This window comes from Paraburkholderia sp. BL10I2N1, from assembly GCF_004361815.1.
Lineage (GTDB): Bacteria > Pseudomonadota > Gammaproteobacteria > Burkholderiales > Burkholderiaceae > Paraburkholderia.
In genome coordinates, this window is sequence record NZ_SNWA01000001.1 from 1,467,885 (window position 1) to 1,487,924 (window position 20,040).

Below are 20,040 nucleotides of genomic sequence, written 5' to 3' on the forward strand. Positions count from 1 at the left end.
ATTTCGTTACTCGCTTTTTCTGCGCGAGGCAGAAACAGGTTATTGCTTGATAAAACGGTCGTTGGTCCAGAGTCCCTGAGTGTCGCCATTGCCGGCATTCACGAACTCAACGTCGTGACCCACGACGCGCACTACACGGAAATTGGCGTTTTCCGGGGTCGAGAGGCACTGATAACCGGAGAAGAATTCCTGCATCTTCTGTTGCTCGCCCGCCTGGGCATGGTGGTCGGCGGCGTCGAATTTATCCTTCGACAGACACCCATACGCATTAGGCCTGAACTGGATCGTCTGCTGCGGCTTGATAACGACATCTTGTGCCTGCGCAGCAGAAACGGCGGCCAGTCCTGCGATTGCGAAAAGAACAGCGATACGCATTTTCATGTTCTGCCTCCGAGCGGGTTTTACTCAGGTTAGCTATGTATTTAACTTCAAGGGAACACCCGCAACTCTCACTCTAGGAGAACCGGCGCTGGACACAAGCATATCTTGTGTGCGTTCGCAACAGCGGCGAATTGTCGCAGCTGTGACAGGGCCGATTTAGAGCCTGCAGATCAGCGTAAACCCATACGGTTTTGACGGTTGAAGAAGCACCCAGCAATTTACGACGCGCTATATCTGGTGTGCTTTAGCGTCAATCTATTTGATAAATCGATCGTACTAATTAAGTGGATTGCTATGAAATCAGCTTCCTTGGTGCGCTGCACATAAACTTGTTTGGCAGCCGGAGGAAAAATAGCTGGGTATAGGTGTGGATGCAGAATAAAAAGGATGCCTGATCTGCGTGCTGCAGTTTCCGGGCTAATGGAGCGCGCGTAGGAAGCAGCTAAATCGCGGTCGAAAAGAGATCCATGCTCATTGCCCTGAGAGGCGCGATGTGTCCATGCGGCACATGAAACGGGTGCCGGGCATTTCGATAGTGCAGTGAGTGGTTCCCCGCAATGCACGCATTCGCGAGACGCCTACAATGAAATGGCGGATATCTAACGATCTGGAGGCTGACGTGATCGAGCACCTGATTCTGGGCGTGTTTCTGGTCGTGCCCTTGCTGATCGTCGCATTCCTTTTCTCAGACGAACTCTGGCAGGAACATCGACTCCACGAACATGAACCGGACCAGCATCCGCGAAAGATCGACTGGCGCCATCCGTGGCGCAGCCTCCGGCATCACTGAACCGACATCGCGCAAGTGCTAAGGCATCTGGGAGGCGCGCATGGACTTCAACTTTTCGTGGATGGGGTACTTTCTGGCGATCTTCGGCTTGATGGCGCTTAGCCTTGTATTGACGACACTGTGTGGCGGGGAAAGCGACCCTTCGTCAGAGGTTTCGGCTGGCAGCCGGCACGGCCGGCCGGGTTTTTACCGCAGCATCAGCGGGTCCGATGGGGAATCTGGGTAGGTCAGCTTCAGCTCCCGCTATCGTTGCGCGCGTGGTACCAGCACGTAACCTTGTGAGACTGCCTAATTTCCTTGTCTGGAAAGGGTTGGATGGGTTTATTGAATGTGCTGTGTACCATAGAAGAGGCGCTTGCAGATCGCAAGCCGGGGCGGCGTGATCGCCCTCGTGGGTCATGCGCGGCAAACGTCACGACGCGTCTCGCGGTTGGCCGACAGGCACCTCTCGGGCGCCGTCAATCTTTGCTTCCACAAAATCGGCCCATAGCTGCAGCATCTGGCGGCGCTCGGACGCGAACGCCGAGACGTTATTGCCGCCTTCAGTCTCCTTGACTGTATTTGCCAGCGCCTTTTCGATCGCGTCGGAAGGCTGGCCCGCTTCGTGGAGATGTGTCGAAGCGGTGCGTCTGAAATCGTGCAAGACGAAATGCTCAAACTGGAGGCCGAGTGCTTTCACTGCCTGATTGAGCGTGCTCCTGCTTATCGGCCGGTCCGCGCCTCTCACCGCCGGGAAAACAAACGTCGGGCTGGCCTTCGTCGCGCGGAGCTCACGCAGTATGGCGACCGCCTGGCGAGGTAGGTAAACCCAGTGTTCGCAGTTGTTCTTCATTCGCGACCCCGGGATTTTCCAGATCGCTGTGTCGAGATCGAATTCGCTCCACGTCGACTCGATCAGCCCGGATTTCCTGACCATCGTAAGCACCAGCAGATGCAACGCCAGCTTCAGCGGTCTCCGGATGCTCGATGCGTAGATCGCCCGCAGCATCGTACCGATCTCGTCTCGCGTAAGGACGCGGGTACGGCTCTCCGGGGTTGCGATGAATCGGGCCGGGATGACCTGTGCGGGGTTTGTGGTTGCCAGTTGGCGTGCAATCAGAAACTCGTAGAGCCGTTTGACTACGTTGCGGGTATGTAGCGCCATCTTCGGGGAGCCCCGGCCCTTGATCCTGTCGCATACCGCCAGAACGTCTTCTGCCGTCACGTCGCGGATCAGTTTGTTTCCAATCGCGGGTAATACGTCCTTTTCGAGCGCCCGCTGCGCCGTACGTTGATATTCCTCTGACTTCTTCACCATCGCAGCGCTCAGGTATAGCTCCGCGGCGTCTCTCAGGACGTCGACGCGCTTCTCAGCGCCGCGGTCCTGCCGTGCGGCAGAAACCGGCGAAACTCCCCCTGCGACGATCGCGGCGTACTTCCGCGCTTTCTCGCGCGCAACCCGCAGCGAGATCAGCCGGAAGTCGCCGATGGTGACGGTGGGCTGACGTGCACCGTTGAGGGAATAACGGAAACGCCAGATCTTGTTTCCGGTCGGCATGATCTCAAGAACGAGGCCGTTGCCGTCTGCGATGGAGTAGCGCGTCCGGCGCGGCTGGAGGGCACGTATCTGCGGTTCGGTGAGGGGGACGGCGGCTCTAGGCATTTTTTGTTGGTACACGGGACTGGCCAGATTGAGAAGCACATCATCCTGTGTACCAAAAAAAGTCACGTCCCACAGGTTCGTAAGCGCTGTCGGAAGTATAGCAATGATCTGCTAAATCGCTTGGAAAAAGGGGGGATTAGTGTTCCGGATCGGGTGGCTGTTCCTCGGATCATCACTTCCCGATACAAAATCGACTAAAAATTACCCCTAGTAGATCATCGGAAGTAAACTCACCCGTGATCGAATTCAACTGCTCCTGCGCCAGCCGCAACTCTTCGGCGAAAAGATCGAGTGCCTGCGCATTTTGATCCGCGTGTTGCTCGGCCATTGCGAGATGCTCCTGCGCCGCGCGCAGCGCAATCAGATGTCGTTCGCGTGCCAGATACACGCTCTCGGCGCCCGCCTGCCATCCGGCAATGCGTAGTAGTTCCGCCCGCAGCAGTGTGATCCCATCGCCCTTTTTAGCCGAAAGCCAGACTTCACGCAGATTCGCACCCGCGACATCGTCGATCGTATTGACCGATGGTCCGACATCCGTCAGATCGGTCTTGTTCAACACGCGCACGACGGGCACACCCTGGGGAAAACGTGTGGCGATGTTCACGTCCTCATCGGTCATGCCGACGCGAGCATCGAGCAGATGCAATACCACATCGGCGCGTTCGATCTCACCCCATGTTCGTTCGATGCCGATCTTCTCGACCTCGTCCTGCGTTTCGCGCAGCCCTGCCGTGTCGATCACATGCAGCGGGATCCCTTCGATCTGGATGGTCTGCGTGACCTTGTCGCGCGTCGTGCCGGCGATCGGCGTGACGATCGCCAGTTCCGCGCCTGCGAGCGCGTTCAGCAGCGACGATTTGCCGACGTTCGGCTGGCCCGCCAGCACTACCGACAAACCTTCGCGCAGCAATGCCCCCTGGCGCGCTTCGCCGAGCACGTGCGCAAGCCGCTCGCGAATGCGCGCGAGCTTTCCGCGGGCATCGGCGGCTTCGAGGAAGTCGATTTCTTCTTCCGGGAAATCAAGCGTCGCTTCGACCAGCATCCGCAACGTGATGACCTCGTCAACGAGCGCGTGGATGTCGCGCGAAAACGCGCCGTCGAGTGAGCGGCTCGCAGAGCGTGCGGCGGCCTCGGTACTTGCCTCGATCAGGTCGGCGACTGCTTCGGCCTGCGCGAGATCGAGCTTGTCGTTGAGAAAGGCACGCCGCGTGAACTCGCCCGGTTCAGCAAGCCGCAGGCCGAAGGCGCGGCCGGCATCGATACAGCGTTGCAACAGGAGTTGCAGCACGATCGGGCCGCCGTGTCCCTGCAGTTCCAGAACATGCTCACCGGTGTACGAATTCGGAGCCGGGAAATACAGGGCGATGCCGCGGTCGAGCGCATTGCCGCCGTCGTCGAGGAACGGCACGTAGCTCGCATGCCGCGGTGCCAGCAACTGGCCTGTGAGAGCCTGCATCAGCGGACCGGCGGCGGCCTCGCCGGCGCGGCTAAACGAGATCCGCACGACGCCGATTCCTCCACGACCGGGTGCTGTGGCGATGGCAACAATCGGATCGGAGTCGGTGGAGAGCATGGTGGCGGATCGAAGAAACAGGACAAAGAGGTGGCCGCGAGCGGAGATCGTGCGGCGCCAGGCATTGTAACGCGGGCCTTCCCGGTGCTTGAAGCCGGGGGCGAGGAAACCACGAGCGATGCGAATACCTGAGACGTTTTCCGATGGCCCTCGAGCGATTCGCGCCGTTCTGCGTCACTGCCGGTAGCGGGCAGCCGCATGCAGAACCCGCAAAAAAAGCCGCCCGGCGCAAACCGGGCGGCCTTCTCATTCTCGTGGTGAACGGACCGGAAATCCGCGCCGTTCACTCAAGCCGGCATCAGGCGGCTTTCTTGGTCTTGCTCTGACCCATCATCCGCGTGATGTAGTACTGCTGCGCGATCGACAGCACGTTGTTGACCACGTAGTACAGCACGAGGCCAGCCGGGAAGAAGAAGAACATGACCGAGAACGCGATCGGCATGAACATCATCATCTTGGCCTGAACCGGATCCGGCGGGGTCGGGTTCAGCTTCGTCTGCAGGAACATCGAGACGGCCATCAGCACCGGAAGGATGAAGTACGGATCCTGCTGCGACAGATCCTGAATCCACAGGATCCACGGCGCACCGCGCATTTCCACCGACGACAGCAGCACCCAGTACAGCGAGATGAACACTGGAATCTGGATCACGACCGGCAGACAGCCGCCGAACGGATTCACCTTCTCGGTCTTGTAAAGCTCCATGAGCGCGGCGTTCATCTTCTGCGGATCGCCCTTGAAGCGTTCGCGCAGCGCCTGCATGCGCGGCGTGATCGCTTTCATGCGCGCCATCGACTTGTAGCTCGCCGCCGACAGCGGGAAGAACACGGCCTTGATGAGGACCGTCAGCAGCACGATCGACCAGCCCCAGTTGCCGACATAGCTGTGGATCTTTTCGAGCAGCCAGAAGAGCGGCTTGGCGATGATCGTCACATAGCCGTAGTCTTTCACCAGTTCCAGACCCGGCGCGATGGTTTCCAGATTGCGTTCTTCTTCCGGACCGGCGAAGAGGCGCGACGACACGGTAACCGACTGCCCCGGCTGGATCGTCGACACCGGCTGCTTCACGCCGACGCGATACAGCGACGGATCGATCTTCTCGACATAGATGTCGCGCTTCGCACCCTGCTCCGGAATCCAGGCCGACGCGAAGTAATGCTGCACCATCGCGATCCAGCCGTTGTCGGCCGTCGTCGCGTAGTTCGCCTTGTTCTTGTCGATGTCGCTGAAATCGATCTTCTGGAAGTGATGCTGGTCCGTGTAGACAGCCGGGCCGATGAACGTGTGCGAGAAGCGCGGCGTTTCGACCGGCTGGCTGTCACGCACGAGTTCCATGTAGAGGGTCGGCGACACCGGCGTCGTGCCGACGTTGACGATCTTCGTGTCGACGCCGATCACATAGCTGCCGCGCGTGAACGTGTAGGTCTTCACGACCTTCACGCCACCGCGAACCGGCGACTCGAAGCTCAACTGGAACGACTTCGCATCGGCCGGCAACTCGGTCGGCTGACCGGCGACAGGCGTGAAGATGTCGTTGTGGTTCGGGAAATCGCCACCGAGCAGACCCGTGCGCGCCAGATACGTGTGGCTCGCGGTGTGGTCGAACAGCGTGATGTACTGGTCAGGCTGCTTGCCGTCGCCTTCCTTCACCAGCGACAGCTTCGACAGCGTGCCACCACGCGTATCGATCTGGCCGGAATAGACGTCGGAACGGAAACTGACCAATTGCGACGTCTGCGCAGCGGGCGCTGTCGCGCCACCAGGGGCGGCAGCCGTGCTAGCCTGCGGCAGATCGGCGGACTGGGTGTCAGATGCCGTCGTGCCAGGCGGCGCGCCCGGAGCGGTCTTCGTCACCGACGTGTTCGGGAAGAACATCGACGGGCGTCCGTGGTCGCGTTGCCAGTTGTCGAACAGCATGACCGCTGACATGAAGAAGATGACCCATAGGACGGTGCGTTTAATATCCATGCGTTGTCTCAGTGTCGATGGAACGGCGCGTCAGCGCTTTTCAGAAGTGGGAGGCGGGACAAGATCGATGCCGCCCGCAGAAAACGGATGGCAGCGGCACAGGCGCCTGGCGGCGAGGTAAGTACCACGCGCGGCGCCATGATACTGGATTGCTTCGCGCGCGTAATCCGAACAGGAAGGGTAAAAACGGCACCGGCTGCCGAGCAGGGGGCTCACGGCAACCTTGTAGAAACGCAATAAAGCGAAAAGTACCGTTTGCATGGCAAGTGCGGCCAGCCTGCGCCGCGCTACATAGAGTGGCAGTCGACGCGACCGCAGACGGGCCGCGGGAGGCGTCATTCCGTCGCGGGCATTTCTGCCGGCGGCGCCTGACGGCGCGCGATTTCGCGAGCCGCCTTGTCGAGCAGCGCTTCGATCTCGCTCTTGCACAACGCTTTCAGGGGCGGCGACGAAGCGGCGGGCATCGCCTTCCTGTCGAACTTCGTGTGCAGGCGCAGCAACACATCCCAGCCGCCGAACTCCGCACGCCGCACCCTGAAGGCTTCGCGCGCAATGCGGCGCACCAGATTGCGGGTGACCGCGCGCGGCGCATACTTCTTGCCGATCACAAGGCCGAGGCGCGCTTGGTTGCCCGTCGGACGGCCGTAGACGACGAAATAAGCAGACCGGCGCCACGGGCGCAAACGAAAAACGGATGAAAATTCATCCGTTTTTAGTAGCCTTGCGGCTTTGGGAAAGGCGGCTTGCGCTCGCAACGGAACTGAGCCCTGCTGCGGCGCCCCAGCCGTTCCCGCGATGCGGGCGTCGGACATAGCGCGCAATCGTCGCAACAGCCTTAGATGGCGAGGCGCTTGCGGCCCTTCGCGCGGCGTGCGTTGATCACTTTGCGGCCCCCGGCGGTCTTCATGCGAACGCGGAAGCCATGGGTGCGCTTGCGGCGCGTCACGGAAGGTTGATAAGTACGTTTCATGTTGCTCTCACTTTGCAGAGAATTAACCGCGCGAGCATCGCGGAAAGTGCAATGGCCGGTGGTTCGAAAATTGGTTTTCGCGGAACCCGCTATTTAAACCGGTTTTCTCTTGGTCGTCAATAGCTTAGAGAGATGTTCCACAGGTTGGGTAGGCGCCCGTCATTGATCGGTCCCTGTGGATAACTCCCTTCGCGGCGTTGTTTGGCGGTAGAATCTCGCCTTACTTCCCAAAAATCATGCACGCCGCTCCGGCTCGCTTGCCCTCCGCAAACCCTTGTGGCACAAGCGCCTGGAGCCTGTCCGCTCGGCTGTACCGGGCCTTGTTGCGCCTTCGGTGGGAGGCGCGGCGAGGGCGGCCGCGGGCCGCTGTGCACAAAACTATAGCAACTCGATGAATGATTTCTGGCAACACTGTTCCGCACTGCTAGAGCGTGAACTCACGCCCCAGCAGTACGTGACGTGGATCAAACCGTTGGCCCTGGTCGCCTTCGACGCCGATGCAAATACCTTGTGCATTGCCGCGCCCAACCGCTTCAAGCTCGATTGGGTGAAGAGCCAGTTTTCGGGTCGCATTGCTGATCTGGCCCGCGATTTCTGGCAGGCGCCGGTCGATGTCCAGTTCGTTCTCGATCCCAAGGCCGGCATGCGGGCACCCGCGCCGCAACCGCAGTCGCGCCCGATGACCGCTTCCATGAATTCCGGCGCCGCCGTGGACGCCGCAGTGGGCGCCGTCCAGGCCGCGCACGCCGCCCGCGCGGGCGCCCATGCCGCACACGCCGCCGCGACGCACACCGCCGACGATGGCGCCGACCTCGACCTCCCTAGCCTCGACGCGAACGAAGCCGCCGCCGCGCGCCGCACGTGGCGCCCGGGTTCGGGCGCGAGCGCCGGCAGCGGTGAAAACGACTCGATGTACGAGCGTTCGAAACTGAACCCCGTGCTTACCTTCGACAACTTCGTGACCGGCAAGGCGAACCAGCTGGCGCGCGCCGCGGCGATTCAGGTCGCTGACAATCCGGGCATCTCGTACAACCCGCTGTTCCTTTACGGCGGCGTGGGCCTCGGCAAGACTCACCTGATTCATGCGATCGGCAACCAACTGCTGATGGACAAGGCCGGCGCGCGGATTCGCTATATTCACGCCGAGCAATATGTATCGGACGTGGTGAAGGCCTACCAGCGCAAGGCGTTCGACGACTTCAAGCGCTACTACCACTCGCTCGACCTGCTGCTGATCGACGATATCCAGTTCTTTTCCGGCAAGTCGCGCACCCAGGAGGAGTTTTTCTACGCGTTCGAAGCTCTGGTCGCGAACAAGGCGCAGGTGATCATCACCAGCGACACGTACCCGAAGGAAATCTCGGGTATCGACGACCGCCTCATCTCGCGCTTCGACTCCGGCCTGACGGTCGCGATCGAGCCGCCCGAGCTGGAAATGCGCGTCGCGATCCTGATGCGCAAGGCGCAGTCGGAAGGCGTGAGCCTGAACGAAGACGTCGCGTTCTTCGTCGCCAAGCATCTGCGCTCGAACGTGCGCGAACTCGAAGGCGCGCTGCGCAAGATCCTCGCGTACTCGAAATTCCACGGCCGCGAAATCTCGATCGAACTGACGAAAGAAGCACTGAAAGACCTGCTGACGGTGCAGAACCGGCAGATTTCGGTGGAAAACATCCAGAAGACGGTCGCCGACTTTTACAACATCAAGGTCGCCGACATGTATTCGAAGAAGCGTCCGGCGAACATCGCGCGGCCGCGCCAGATCGCGATGTATCTGGCGAAGGAGCTGACGCAGAAAAGTCTGCCGGAAATTGGCGAGCTTTTCGGGGGCCGGGATCACACCACGGTGCTGCACGCGGTGCGCAAGATCGCCGACGAGCGCAGCAAGGATGCTCAACTGAATCACGAGCTGCACGTTTTAGAGCAAACACTTAAAGGTTGAGTGGCCGACCCGGTAAATTCGATCTGTTTATTTCGCAACTCGCCCCCAATTTAGTGGAGCGGTTCCGTTTTCAGGCACAATACAGGTTTAACCGCCCGGCGGCCGCGGGCGGATTTCACGCCGTGACTGGCGCAGCGTGGCGCCAGCCAGCGGGGGGCGGGGCCACGCGCAACACAGCTGCCGGACGAGGCGCGCAGGCCGTCACATCAACGAAGGAACTCTATGCAACTGGTCAAGACCGAACGCGATAACCTCCTCAGGCCGCTGCAAACTGTGAGCGGCATCGTCGAACGCCGCCATACGTTGCCGATCCTCGCCAATTTGCTGATTACCAAGAACGGTCCTGACGTGTCGTTCCTGTCGACGGACCTCGAGCTTCAGATCACCACGCACGCTGATTTCGGTGTCGGTGGCGAGTCCGTCGCCACTACGGTCGCGGCGCGCAAGCTGCTCGACATCCTGCGCGCCATGCCGGAAGGCCAGGTGAGCCTGACCCTGTCCGACAAGCGTCTCACGGTGCAATCCGGCAAGAGCCGCTTTGCGCTCCAGACGCTCGCCGCCGACGAGTTTCCAACCGTCGCTCAGGCAAAAGACTTCGGCGCGAACCTTTCGGTTCCCCAGAAAACGTTCCGCCAACTGCTCGGCATGGTCCACTTCGCGATGGCGCAGCAGGACATCCGTTACTACCTGAATGGCATGCTGCTGGTGGTGGACGGCGACCAGCTGATGGCAGTCGCGACCGACGGTCACCGTCTGGCATTCTCGTCGATGAAGATTGAAGGCTCGTTCCCGCGTCAGGAAGTGATCATCCCGCGCAAAACGATTCTCGAGCTGCAGCGTCTCCTGGAAGACATCGACGACGTGTTGAAGATCGATATCGCGCCTACCCAGGTGAAGTTCATCTTTGGCCAGGTCGAACTGGTGTCGAAGCTGGTGGAAGGCAAGTTCCCCGACTTCCAGCGCGTGATTCCGAAGTCGCACAAGAATACGTTTGTGATCGGCCGCGAAGAACTGCAACGCTCGCTGCAGCGTGCCGCGATTCTGACCTCGGACAAATTCAAGGGCGTACGCTGCATCATCGAGCCGGGCCAGCTGAAGATCATGTCCACCAACGCGGACCAGGAAGAGGCGCAGGAAGAACTGGAAATCGCTTACGACGGCGACAGCGTCGATATCGGGTTCAACGTCACGTATCTGCTCGACGTGCTCGCGAACCTGAAGGTCGACATGCTGCAGGTAAGCCTCGGCGATGCCAGTTCGAGCGCGCTGATCACGATTCCTGAGAACGACGAATTCAAGTACGTAGTGATGCCGATGCGCATCTGACGCGTTCGACAACAAGAAGACATCAAGGGGCGCAGTGCCCCTTTGGCGTTTTTATGGTGTTTTGAAAAGTCCCGAGCAGTAACGAAGCAGTAACGCAGAACCGGAAGAAATCCATGACTGAAACGAACAATTCGCAACCCGATAACAGCTACGGCGCCTCATCCATTCAGATCCTCGAAGGTCTGGAGGCGGTACGCAAGCGGCCCGGGATGTACATCGGCGATACGTCGGACGGTACCGGTCTGCATCACCTCGTGTTCGAGGTGCTCGACAACTCGATCGACGAAGCCCTTGCGGGGCACTGTAACGACATCCAGGTGATCATTCACGCGGATAACTCCATCTCGATCACCGACAACGGCCGTGGCGTGCCCACCGGCATCAAGCTCGACGACAAGCACGACCCGAAGCGCAGCGCCGCTGAAATCGTGATGACCGAGCTGCACGCCGGTGGCAAGTTCGACCAGAACAGCTACAAGGTCTCGGGCGGCCTGCACGGTGTGGGCGTGTCGTGCGTGAACGCGCTGTCGTCGTGGCTGCGCCTCGTCGTGCGCCGCGATGGAAAGAAGCACTTCATGGAGTTTCACCGTGGCGTTCCGCAGAACCGCGTGATCGAAGAAGTGAACGGCGAACGCGTGTCGCCGATCCAGGTAGTCGGTGAGACCGAAAACCGCGGCACCGAAGTGCACTTCATGGCCGACGAGACGATCTTCGGCAACGTCGAATATCACTACGACATTCTCGCGAAGCGTATCCGCGAACTGTCGTTCCTGAATAACGGCGTGCGGATCCGCCTGACGGATCAGCGCACGGGCAAGGAAGACGATTTCGCGTTCGTCGGCGGCGTGAAGGGTTTTGTCGAGTACATCAACAAGACGAAGAGCGTCCTGCATCCGACCATTTTCCACGTGAACGGCGAGAAGGATGGCGTGGGCGTCGAAGTGGCGATGCAGTGGAACGACAGCTACAACGAAAACGTGCTGTGCTTCACGAACAACATTCCGCAGCGCGATGGCGGCACTCACCTGACCGGGTTGCGTGCGGCGATGACGCGCGTGATGAACAAGTACATTGCCGATCACGAGATCGCGAAGAAGGCGAAGGTCGAGACGTCTGGCGATGACATGCGTGAAGGGCTTTCGTGCGTGCTGTCGGTGAAGGTGCCGGAGCCGAAGTTCAGCGCGCAGACGAAGGACAAGCTGGTGTCGTCAGAAGTGCGTGCGCCGGTTGAGGATGTGGTGGCGAAAGCGCTCGAAGAATTCCTGCTGGAAACGCCGAACGACGCGAAGATTATTTGCAGCAAGATTGTCGATGCCGCGCGGGCGCGGGATGCGGCGCGCAAGGCGCGTGAGATGACGCGTCGCAAGGGCGTGCTGGATGGCGTGGGTCTGCCCGGCAAGCTCGCGGATTGTCAGGAAAAGGATCCGGCGAAGTCGGAGATCTATATCGTCGAGGGCGACTCGGCAGGCGGGTCGGCGAAGCAGGGGCGTGACCGGAAGTTTCAGGCGATCTTGCCGTTGCGCGGCAAGGTGCTGAACGTCGAGAAGGCGCGCTATGACAAGCTGCTTTCTTCGGAACAGATCGTGACGCTGATTACCGCGCTGGGTTGCGGGATCGGTAAGGAGGATTACAACCTCGACAAGCTGCGTTATCACCGCATCATCATCATGACCGATGCTGACGTGGACGGCGCGCACATCCGGACGCTGTTGCTCACTTTCTTTTATCGGCAGATGCCGGAGATGATCGAGCGCGGGTACATCTATATCGCGCAGCCGCCTTTGTATAAGGTGAAGGCCGGGAAGGATGAACGGTATCTGAAGGATGCGTCCGAGCTGAATGCGCATATGTTGAAGCTTGCTCTCAACGGGTCGGAGCTTCTGGCTTCGGAAGGGGCTACGCCGATTGCTGGGGATGCGTTGGGTGAGCTGGCGCGGTCCTATCTGTTGGCGCAGGCTGTTGTTGACCGGTTGAGCCGGTTGTATGACGCTGGAGCGCTTGAGGCCGTTATGGATGGCGTGACGATCGATCTTTCCAGTGAGGCTTCTGCTGAGGCTTCTGCGAAGGCGCTCGAGGCCAAGCTACGCGACGATGCGTTGAAGCCTGAGGTGACGGTGACTGCGATGTACGACCCGGTGAGGGAGATGCGGTCGCTGAAGGTGTCGAGGACGCATCACGGGAATCAGAAGGTTTCTGTGCTCGATGAAGAGTTTCAGTTGACTGCGGATTATCAGCAGCTTTTGAATACGGCTAATACGTTCAAAGGTTTGATCGGTAATGGCGCGGTGATCAAGCGCGGTGAGCGGAGCATGGCTGTTACCGACTTCAAGAGCGCTATGAAGTGGCTGATTGCCGATGCTGAGCGGAATGTTTCGAAGCAGCGCTATAAGGGCCTCGGTGAGATGAACCCTGGGCAGCTTTGGGAAACGACGATGGATCCGAATGTGCGGCGGTTGTTGCGCGTGCAGATTGAGGATGCTATTGCTGCTGACGGCATATTCACTACGTTGATGGGTGATGATGTCGAGCCGCGGCGGGCGTTCATTGAGTCGAATGCGTTGAGAGCGGGGAATATTGACGTTTGAACGTTGTGTAGCGGGAACCATAAAGCAGAGATTTTGGGAAGCATCCGTTGAGACATCTATTGATGGATGTGCCCTGATAGCTCAGGTTGAGGGTACCTAGCCTGACGTCACACCAGCAAGAGCAACGGCCGCCTCACTGAGGTGGCCGTTGCTCTTTCAATCTACGCAACAATCACTAGCCGCACACGTCACGATAGGTAAACGCGTGCGTGCTATTTTTGGGACATGGCCTTTTCCGCTTTTCCTTCCCTTCAAAGATCAAATCTGTCAGATCAGATCAAAAGCGCCTGCGCTTCCGTGCTCGCGTTGCTGCCATCGGTTGTCAGCCCGGGTAGCGATCGAATCGTCTCCTGAATATCGGCAATGGTGATCGGTATGCTCCCGGACTCCGCGTTTTCCATGGCGTCTGGCATAACCGTCCTGCCGCTCAAGCGGGACGTAATTTCGCCCAGTGTCTGATTCCATGCATAGTTGGCTTTTCTCATGGCCTGGTCGCGTGCGTCCAAAGCCTGGACTACCAACAACGCTATCCTGTCTTGCTCTTCAGCCGGCGGGACAGGAATCAATGTCTTTGCAACGTCCTCGTCAAGTATTGCAGGATAACTCGACCCGGTACTCCACTTGCGGAATTGCTCAAGAGTACTGGGCAACCGAAGCGCAAAATGCAGATAAAACGGATTGACGTCGTCGCGAGCCCGGACGACCGAAAAGCCAGTGGAGGCAATCTGGTCGTGATATTTCCGGGGCACGACTGCAATCGCACCTCGCGTAGGGCGACATGTCGAGATCAATATATCGAACGCTCGCACAACCTTTCTCGCACGAGACGGCGCCTCCGCCCCTTCCAGGTCTTGAGGATTCGCTACTGATCCCGTTGCGACATCCACGCTTGAAATGTCCAGATACTGAAATGGAACGTCTGGCAGCCGGGTCGGATCTCTTTTGTCTTTCGCTACGTTGGCGACTTCGTCGACACGGCGCAGGATGTCCGCAGGAAAAGACTTGATGCCCTCCGGCGGCAAGTGGAAATCAATATCCCATCGGCCGGCGGCCTGCAACTCGCGAAGCGATTTTACGAGTCGTTTCATTGCCACGACACCTCTTGATGGAAGGCCAACATGGCCGCCTGAATTTCCGATCCAGCCTCGGGCCGCCCCGTGGCGTCGTAGCCCAGATTCTCAACCTCACAGAGGAATGTCTTATCCGAAGGGGATGGCCGCTCATCCTCTCTCAATCGCTGCACAATACAGAGGCAGGTCTTTACCAGCGCCCCATACGGAGTAAAAGCCTCCTCCGGGAAGAAAAAGATCCCCTTTAATCTTGCGACGCCCTCAAGCCATTTTCGGACGAACAAGGCACTTTTTCCCTTCATCAGATGTTCTGGTAATACGATCGCCATCCGCCCGCCCGGCCGCAAGAATTGCAGGCTGCGCTCCAGGCCGAGAATTTCCAGCGGAAGCGACTTTTTCCTATGTCCAAGCTCGAATCTTCCCATCATCTCCATCGTCTCTTGCCGCATGATGCTGCCGAAAGGAGGATTGGTCAGTACCACATCGAAAACTGCTGGATCGGCGTGCCCGTTGTCACGCAGAGCGTTAATGTCCGGATAGTTGTTGAAACTCAGGAGAGCGTCCTGGTTCCGGATGTTGGTATGCCCGTCATCGTTCAGCATCATGTCGGTCATCGCAATGCGGACCATGCGATCCGATTTCTCGATACCGTGCAAGTGAAAGCACTTGAACTCATGCAGTTCATGCGGAGTCAATGTTCTTCCTTGCTCGCGCACGACGTATTGCGACGCTTTCGTCAAGAAATGGCCTGACCCACAGAACGGATCAAGGATCAATTCATCGGCCTTGGGTTGAATTAACCCAACCGCAAGCTCCACGATCGGATCGGGAGTGAAATACTGACCCATGCCAGCCCGGATCGCGGGCCCCAGCACTTTCTGGAACGCGCGACCTTTGATGTCGGCTTGACTGTCTAAAAGAGAAAACTCTTGCAGCCGGTCAACCACGCGATACAAGGCTGAATCCGACAGCCTTATTTGTGATCTGAAGACACCTCTTGACCGCTCGTATCCGGGGATGCGTTCGGTGTTGACGTCGAGATCGGCTGCGCGAGCCGCGTCATAGAGGACTCGAATATTGGAGGCAACCTCGGACGCGTTGCTGACGCCATAAGCCTGAAACGCAAAAGGGGTACCGAGCGGCTGTTTCGCGGTCTGCCGCTCGTCATAGACTTTCGTGTAAATGATCTTGCAGATCTCGTCTAACGCCTCATCCGCATGCAAGCCGTCGACATCTCGGGCTGCGCTGTGGCAATCGAATAGAACGCGTTCGTAGTCAGCGTTGAGAAGCTTCAGTCCTGTGCTTCGTCCCTCGCGCTGCTCTGGCATCTCTCGTACCAGTTGAACCTTGTAGCGCGCCTCGAGCCCGTATGAAGGAAGGTCGGCGATAAGTTCAAAGCCGCCTGGATCGATCTTCTTCCGCAACGTCCTCACTCGATCGCCATCGGTGATCAGGCCGATGGTGGCTGTATGAGTGGACGACAGGTACGCTTCCAGCTGCCGTTCAGCCTCCTTGAATTCGTCGTTGGGTATTCCGCGCCTTTTTGTCTCGACATACAGGAAGGTGCGTCGACTGGTATTCCTGATCGAGATATCGGCTTCCTTTTCGGTCGAGCCCATCCTCACCGGCTCGTCGATGACGATGCGCTCGCCGATCCACTCCACTGGATACCGGTAAGCGTCAAGCAGGCGCCGCAACGCCCACTGCCGGACGAATTCCGCGATGCTCCGCTCGGCACCTTCGTAGGTCTCGTGAGCCTGAAACCACGCCTCCGCCCGACGTCTGGCGTCCAGCACGTCGACATGTCCGGGGAAAAGCCACTGGTCCGGGGGAATAAGTTCGAATCCACCTATCGCTGCCATGTGCCTGTCGCCCGTCGTTTTCGCAAGTCGTGGATTTTCGCACGGGCGCAGCGCCCGTGTAGAAGCCGTGTCGCAGAGGCTCTTCAGCACCAAAGCGCGGAAGTCGGCGTGGAGCCTCGCCGCCAGAAGAGCTGGAATTCACGGAGTCTTCGCTCATGTCGTCTCGCGACGACCCCCAACATTTGCCGATTTTCGATAACACCTCGAATAATGACTCACTACGATCGGCTAAACCCTGTTCGCAATTGCTCGCACAGGGCGACACCGCGCAAAACAGCAAAAATCCCGATGGAACCAACCTCAAAAGGCCCACAAATGAGCAAAGTGATCCATCACGAACTGAAGCAAACCCTGGGCACCTGGCAGCTATGGGGCATCGCCGTCGGCCTCGTCATTTCCGGCGAATACTTCGGCTGGAGTTACGGCTGGGCCAGCGCTGGCACGCTCGGCTTCATCTTCACGGCGCTCTTTATCGCCGCGATGTACACCACGTTCATCTTCAGCTTTACCGAACTCACCACGTCGATTCCGCACGCAGGTGGCCCGTTCGCCTACGCGCGCCAGGCATTCGGCCCGACTGGCGGCTATCTCGCCGGTGCGGCGACGCTCGTCGAATTCGTGTTCGCACCGCCCGCCATCGCACTCGCGATCGGTGCCTATCTGCACGTCCAGTTCCCCGGCCTCGATCCGAAACACGCGGCCATGGGCGCATACCTCGTCTTCATGGCGCTTAATATCGTCGGGGTGCAGATCGCGGCGGCGTTCGAGTTGTGCGTAACGTTGCTGGCAATCTTCGAACTGCTGGTCTTCATGGGCGTCGTGTCCCCGGGCTTCGAGTGGTCGAACTTCACGAAGGGCGGCTGGTCGGGCGCGGATCACTTCAGCCTCGGCTCATTCAGCGGCATGCTGGCGGCCATTCCATTCGCAATCTGGTTCTTCCTTGCGATCGAAGGTGTCGCGATGGCCGCGGAGGAAGCGAAAGACCCGAAACGCTCGATCCCGATCGCCTACATCGCGGGCATCCTGACGCTCGTCGCGCTGGCGGTCGGCGTGATGGTGTTCGCCGGCGCGGCAGGCGACTGGACCAAACTCGCCAACATCAACGACCCGCTGCCGCAGGCGATGAAATTTATCGTCGGTGCGAACAGCGGCTGGATGCACATGCTCGTGTGGCTCGGACTGTTCGGCCTTGTCGCATCGTTCCACGGCATCATTCTCGGCTATTCGCGACAGATCTTCGCGCTCGCCCGTGCCGGCTATCTACCGGAGTTCCTGTCGAAGGTGCATCCGCGCTTCAAGACGCCGCATCGCGCGATTCTGGCGGGCGGCGTGGTCGGCATCGCGGCGATCTATAGCGACGAGCTGATCCAGTTTGGCGGCCAGACGCTGACTGCGAACATCGTGACGATGTCGGTTTTTGGCGCTATTGTGATGTACATCATCAGCATGTTGTCGCTGTTCAAGCTGCGCCGTACGCAGCCGGACATGGAGCGGCCGTTCCGTGCGCCGCTGTTCCCGTTCTTCCCGGCGTTCGCGCTGGTAGCGGCGGTGATCTCGCTGGCAACGATGGTGTACTTCAACTTCCTGGTGGCGATCGTGTTCGCGATCTTTCTTGCGCTCGGCTACGTCTACTTCCTGTTGACGCGGCAGCAGCGCGAAGTGGCGCAGGCCGACGTTCTGCTCGAGGACTGACGCGACAGGCGAAGCCGCTACCCTGGTAGTGGCGATGGAGCATCCGATATGAGCTATACAGAGACGATCGGCAGCCGCACCTACCGGTTCGCCGATCTGAAAACACTGATGGCGAAGGCGAGCCCGCTGAGGTCTGGCGATCAGCTCGCCGGGGTGGCGGCGGCAAGTGAAGAAGAACGCGTCGCCGCGAAGATGGCGCTTGCGGAAGTGCCGCTGTGCACGTTCCTCAATCAAGCGCTGATCCCGTATGAGAGCGACGAGGTCACAAGGCTGATTGTTGACGACCATTCGCCGGAAGCCTTCGCCGAAATCGCGCATCTGACGGTCGGGGATTTCCGCAACTGGTTGCTGTCGAGCACGACCGATACTGCCGCGTTGACACGTATCTCGGCGGGCCTGACGCCTGAAATGGTCGCGGCCGTATCGAAGTTGATGCGCAATCAGGATCTGATCGCGGCGGCGCGCAAGCGGCCGGTGATCACACGCTTTCGCAATACGGTCGGCTTGCCGGGCCACATGTCGGTGCGCCTGCAACCCAATCATCCGACGGATGACGTCAAAGGTATCGCCGCATCGATGCTCGACGGTCTGATGTACGGCTGCGGTGACGCGATGATCGGCATCAATCCCGCTACCGACAGCCTCGCCGCGATCATGACGCTGCTGCGCATGGTGGACGGGTTCCGCGAGCGCTATCAGGTGCCGACACAGGCATGCGTGCTGACGCACGTCACCAACACTATTTCCGCCATCGAAAAGGGCGCGCCGGTGGATCTGGTGTTCCAGTCGATTGCGGGAACGGAGAAAGCCAACGCGGGCTTCGGCATCACGCTCGCGTTGTTGCAGGAAGCGCACGAAGCAGGGTTATCGCTCAAGCGCGGCACGGTCGGGGACAACCTCATGTATTTCGAAACGGGGCAGGGCAGCGCGCTGTCGGCGAATGCGCATCATGGCGTCGACCAGCAGACGTGCGAAGTGCGCGCGTATGCGGTCGCGCGCAAGTTCAATCCGTTTCTGGTGAATACGGTGGTCGGCTTTATCGGCCCGGAGTATCTGTATGACGGCAAGCAGATCACGCGCGCAGGACTCGAAGATCACTTCTGCGGCAAGCTGCTCGGTGTGCCGATGGGCTGCGACATCTGTTACACGAATCACGCAGAAGCCGATCAGGACGATATGGATAACCTCCTGACGCTGCTCGGTGTCGCGGGCATCAACTTCATCATGGGCATCCCCGGCGCGGACGATGTGATGCTCAACTACCAGAGCACGTCGTTCCATGACGCGCTGTACGTGCGTGATGTGCTCGGTCTGCGACGTGCGCCTGAGTTCGAAGAATGGCTGGAGTCGATGCAGATCACCGATGCGCACGGCGTATTGCTGAGTGGGTCGCCGCGCCAGCCGCTGCTCGAAGGCGCACGCGAATGGATAGGAGCGGACATCGCATGAGCGACCTCCTCGAAAAGAATCCATGGAATGCGTTGCGCCAGTTCACGAACGCACGCATCGCGCTGGGCCGCGCGGGAAACAGTCTGCCGACTGCGCCGTTGCTCGCGTTCAACCTGTCGCATGCCCAGGCGCGTGACGCCGTGCATCATCCCCTTGACGCCGACGTGCTGCATGAACAGTTGCGCACCCACGGCTTCACTACCCTCGACGTGCATAGCGCGGCGCCCGATCGCGAGCACTATCTGAGGCGGCCGGATCTGGGGCGACGTCTGTCAGATGAGAGCCGCGAGGCACTCAGGCAGGCGATGCTAGAGCCGCCCGAAGTGGTCTTTGTCATTGCCGATGGCTTGTCGGCATTCGCTGCGTCGAAACAATCGATTCCGCTTTTGAACGCCGTATGTTCGCGCCTCACGGACTGGACGATCGGACCGGTCGTCGTGGCGCGGCAAGGGCGCGTGGCACTCGGTGACGAGATCGGCGAAATCCTGAAGACGAAGCTTGTCGTGATGCTGATCGGCGAGCGGCCGGGCCTCAGTTCGCCGGACAGTCTCGGAATCTACCTGACCTATGCACCGAAAGTCGGTTGCAGCGACGCGCAGCGCAACTGCATTTCCAACGTGCGTCCCGAAGGTTTGAACTACGACGCGGCCGCCCACAAGCTCCACTATCTGCTGACGCATGCGCGTCGGCTCGGTCTGACCGGCGTTGGCCTGAAGGATGACAGCGACGCTTTGCTGGGGCACGCAGAGCCGCAAGGTGCGGAGATTCCGGCGCCGCCATCAGACTGACAGG

The 20,040-nt window shown here is 59.6% G+C and carries 16 protein-coding genes; 7 read left to right on the forward strand and 9 right to left on the reverse strand.

From position 1 onward, the window contains the following. Positions 1-39 precede the first annotated feature (39 nt). Positions 40-381: a hypothetical protein gene (locus B0G77_RS06875; RefSeq protein WP_133661440.1), complete on the reverse strand. Its 342-nt coding sequence runs from the start codon at positions 379-381 to the stop codon at positions 40-42. Between the two features lie 583 nt (positions 382-964). On the opposite strand from B0G77_RS06875, the gene B0G77_RS06880 reads away from it, so the two are divergent. Further along, on the forward strand, positions 965-1,171 hold the full coding sequence (locus B0G77_RS06880) for a hypothetical protein (protein ID WP_133661441.1): 207 nt from the start codon (positions 965-967) through the stop codon (positions 1,169-1,171). Between the two features lie 412 nt (positions 1,172-1,583). On the opposite strand, the gene B0G77_RS06885 is transcribed toward B0G77_RS06880, so the two are convergent. The 6 genes from B0G77_RS06885 to rpmH form a co-directional block, all read right to left on the reverse strand. Further along, positions 1,584-2,813, reverse strand: coding sequence for a tyrosine-type recombinase/integrase (locus B0G77_RS06885; protein WP_133664059.1), 1,230 nt, complete (start codon positions 2,811-2,813; stop codon positions 1,584-1,586). A gap of 172 nt (positions 2,814-2,985) precedes the next feature. Beyond that, positions 2,986-4,386 carry a tRNA uridine-5-carboxymethylaminomethyl(34) synthesis GTPase MnmE gene (mnmE, locus tag B0G77_RS06890; RefSeq protein WP_133661442.1) on the reverse strand — a complete coding sequence of 467 codons (1,401 nt, stop codon included), beginning with the start codon at positions 4,384-4,386 and terminating at the stop codon, positions 2,986-2,988. A 298-nt stretch (positions 4,387-4,684) separates the two neighbouring features. Then, positions 4,685-6,355 (reverse strand): membrane protein insertase YidC, encoded by a 1,671-nt coding sequence (gene yidC, locus B0G77_RS06895; RefSeq protein WP_133661443.1) that lies wholly within the window; start codon positions 6,353-6,355, stop codon positions 4,685-4,687. Positions 6,356-6,385: 30 nt separating this feature from the next. Then, entirely contained in the window at positions 6,386-6,616 is a 231-nt protein-coding gene (gene yidD, locus B0G77_RS06900; protein WP_133661444.1) for a membrane protein insertion efficiency factor YidD, read from the reverse strand. A 74-nt stretch (positions 6,617-6,690) separates the two neighbouring features. Next, a complete protein-coding gene (gene rnpA, locus B0G77_RS06905) occupies positions 6,691-7,167 on the reverse strand; it encodes a ribonuclease P protein component (RefSeq protein WP_133661445.1) in 477 nt (158 codons plus the stop codon). Between the two features lie 23 nt (positions 7,168-7,190). Further along, positions 7,191-7,325, reverse strand: a complete 135-nt coding sequence (gene rpmH / locus B0G77_RS06910; protein ID WP_004198824.1) for a 50S ribosomal protein L34 — start codon at positions 7,323-7,325, stop codon at positions 7,191-7,193. A 391-nt stretch (positions 7,326-7,716) separates the two neighbouring features. On the opposite strand from rpmH, the gene dnaA reads away from it, so the two are divergent. From dnaA to gyrB, 3 genes are all read left to right on the forward strand, one after another. Then, positions 7,717-9,264 (forward strand): chromosomal replication initiator protein DnaA, encoded by a 1,548-nt coding sequence (gene dnaA, locus B0G77_RS06915; protein WP_243750948.1) that lies wholly within the window; start codon positions 7,717-7,719, stop codon positions 9,262-9,264. A gap of 222 nt (positions 9,265-9,486) precedes the next feature. Beyond that, positions 9,487-10,590, forward strand: coding sequence for a DNA polymerase III subunit beta (gene dnaN, locus B0G77_RS06920; RefSeq protein ID WP_133661446.1), 1,104 nt, complete (start codon positions 9,487-9,489; stop codon positions 10,588-10,590). Positions 10,591-10,703: 113 nt separating this feature from the next. Continuing rightward, positions 10,704-13,175 (forward strand): DNA topoisomerase (ATP-hydrolyzing) subunit B, encoded by a 2,472-nt coding sequence (gene gyrB, locus B0G77_RS06925; protein WP_133661447.1) that lies wholly within the window; start codon positions 10,704-10,706, stop codon positions 13,173-13,175. Between the two features lie 272 nt (positions 13,176-13,447). Here gyrB and B0G77_RS06930 read toward each other — a convergent pair whose 3' ends face one another. Continuing rightward, positions 13,448-14,263: a restriction endonuclease subunit S gene (locus tag B0G77_RS06930; RefSeq protein WP_133661448.1), complete on the reverse strand. Its 816-nt coding sequence runs from the start codon at positions 14,261-14,263 to the stop codon at positions 13,448-13,450. Next, positions 14,260-16,107, reverse strand: coding sequence for an N-6 DNA methylase (locus B0G77_RS06935; protein WP_133661449.1), 1,848 nt, complete (start codon positions 16,105-16,107; stop codon positions 14,260-14,262). Before B0G77_RS06935 ends, B0G77_RS06930 begins: the two co-directional genes overlap by 4 nt. A gap of 288 nt (positions 16,108-16,395) precedes the next feature. Between B0G77_RS06935 and eat the strand changes: the two genes are divergently transcribed. From eat to eutC, 3 genes are read left to right on the forward strand one after another with little or no spacing between them, the layout of a single operon-like run. After that, positions 16,396-17,799 carry an ethanolamine permease gene (gene eat, locus B0G77_RS06940; protein WP_133661450.1) on the forward strand — a complete coding sequence of 468 codons (1,404 nt, stop codon included), beginning with the start codon at positions 16,396-16,398 and terminating at the stop codon, positions 17,797-17,799. Positions 17,800-17,847: 48 nt separating this feature from the next. After that, the gene (locus B0G77_RS06945) at positions 17,848-19,248 is read left to right on the forward strand and encodes an ethanolamine ammonia-lyase subunit EutB (RefSeq protein ID WP_133661451.1); all 1,401 of its coding nucleotides are present in this window, start codon (positions 17,848-17,850) and stop codon (positions 19,246-19,248) included. Further along, positions 19,245-20,036: an ethanolamine ammonia-lyase subunit EutC gene (gene eutC / locus B0G77_RS06950; protein WP_133661452.1), complete on the forward strand. Its 792-nt coding sequence runs from the start codon at positions 19,245-19,247 to the stop codon at positions 20,034-20,036. The genes B0G77_RS06945 and eutC overlap by 4 nt, the downstream gene beginning before the upstream one ends. The last annotated feature ends 4 nt before the right edge of the window (positions 20,037-20,040 follow it).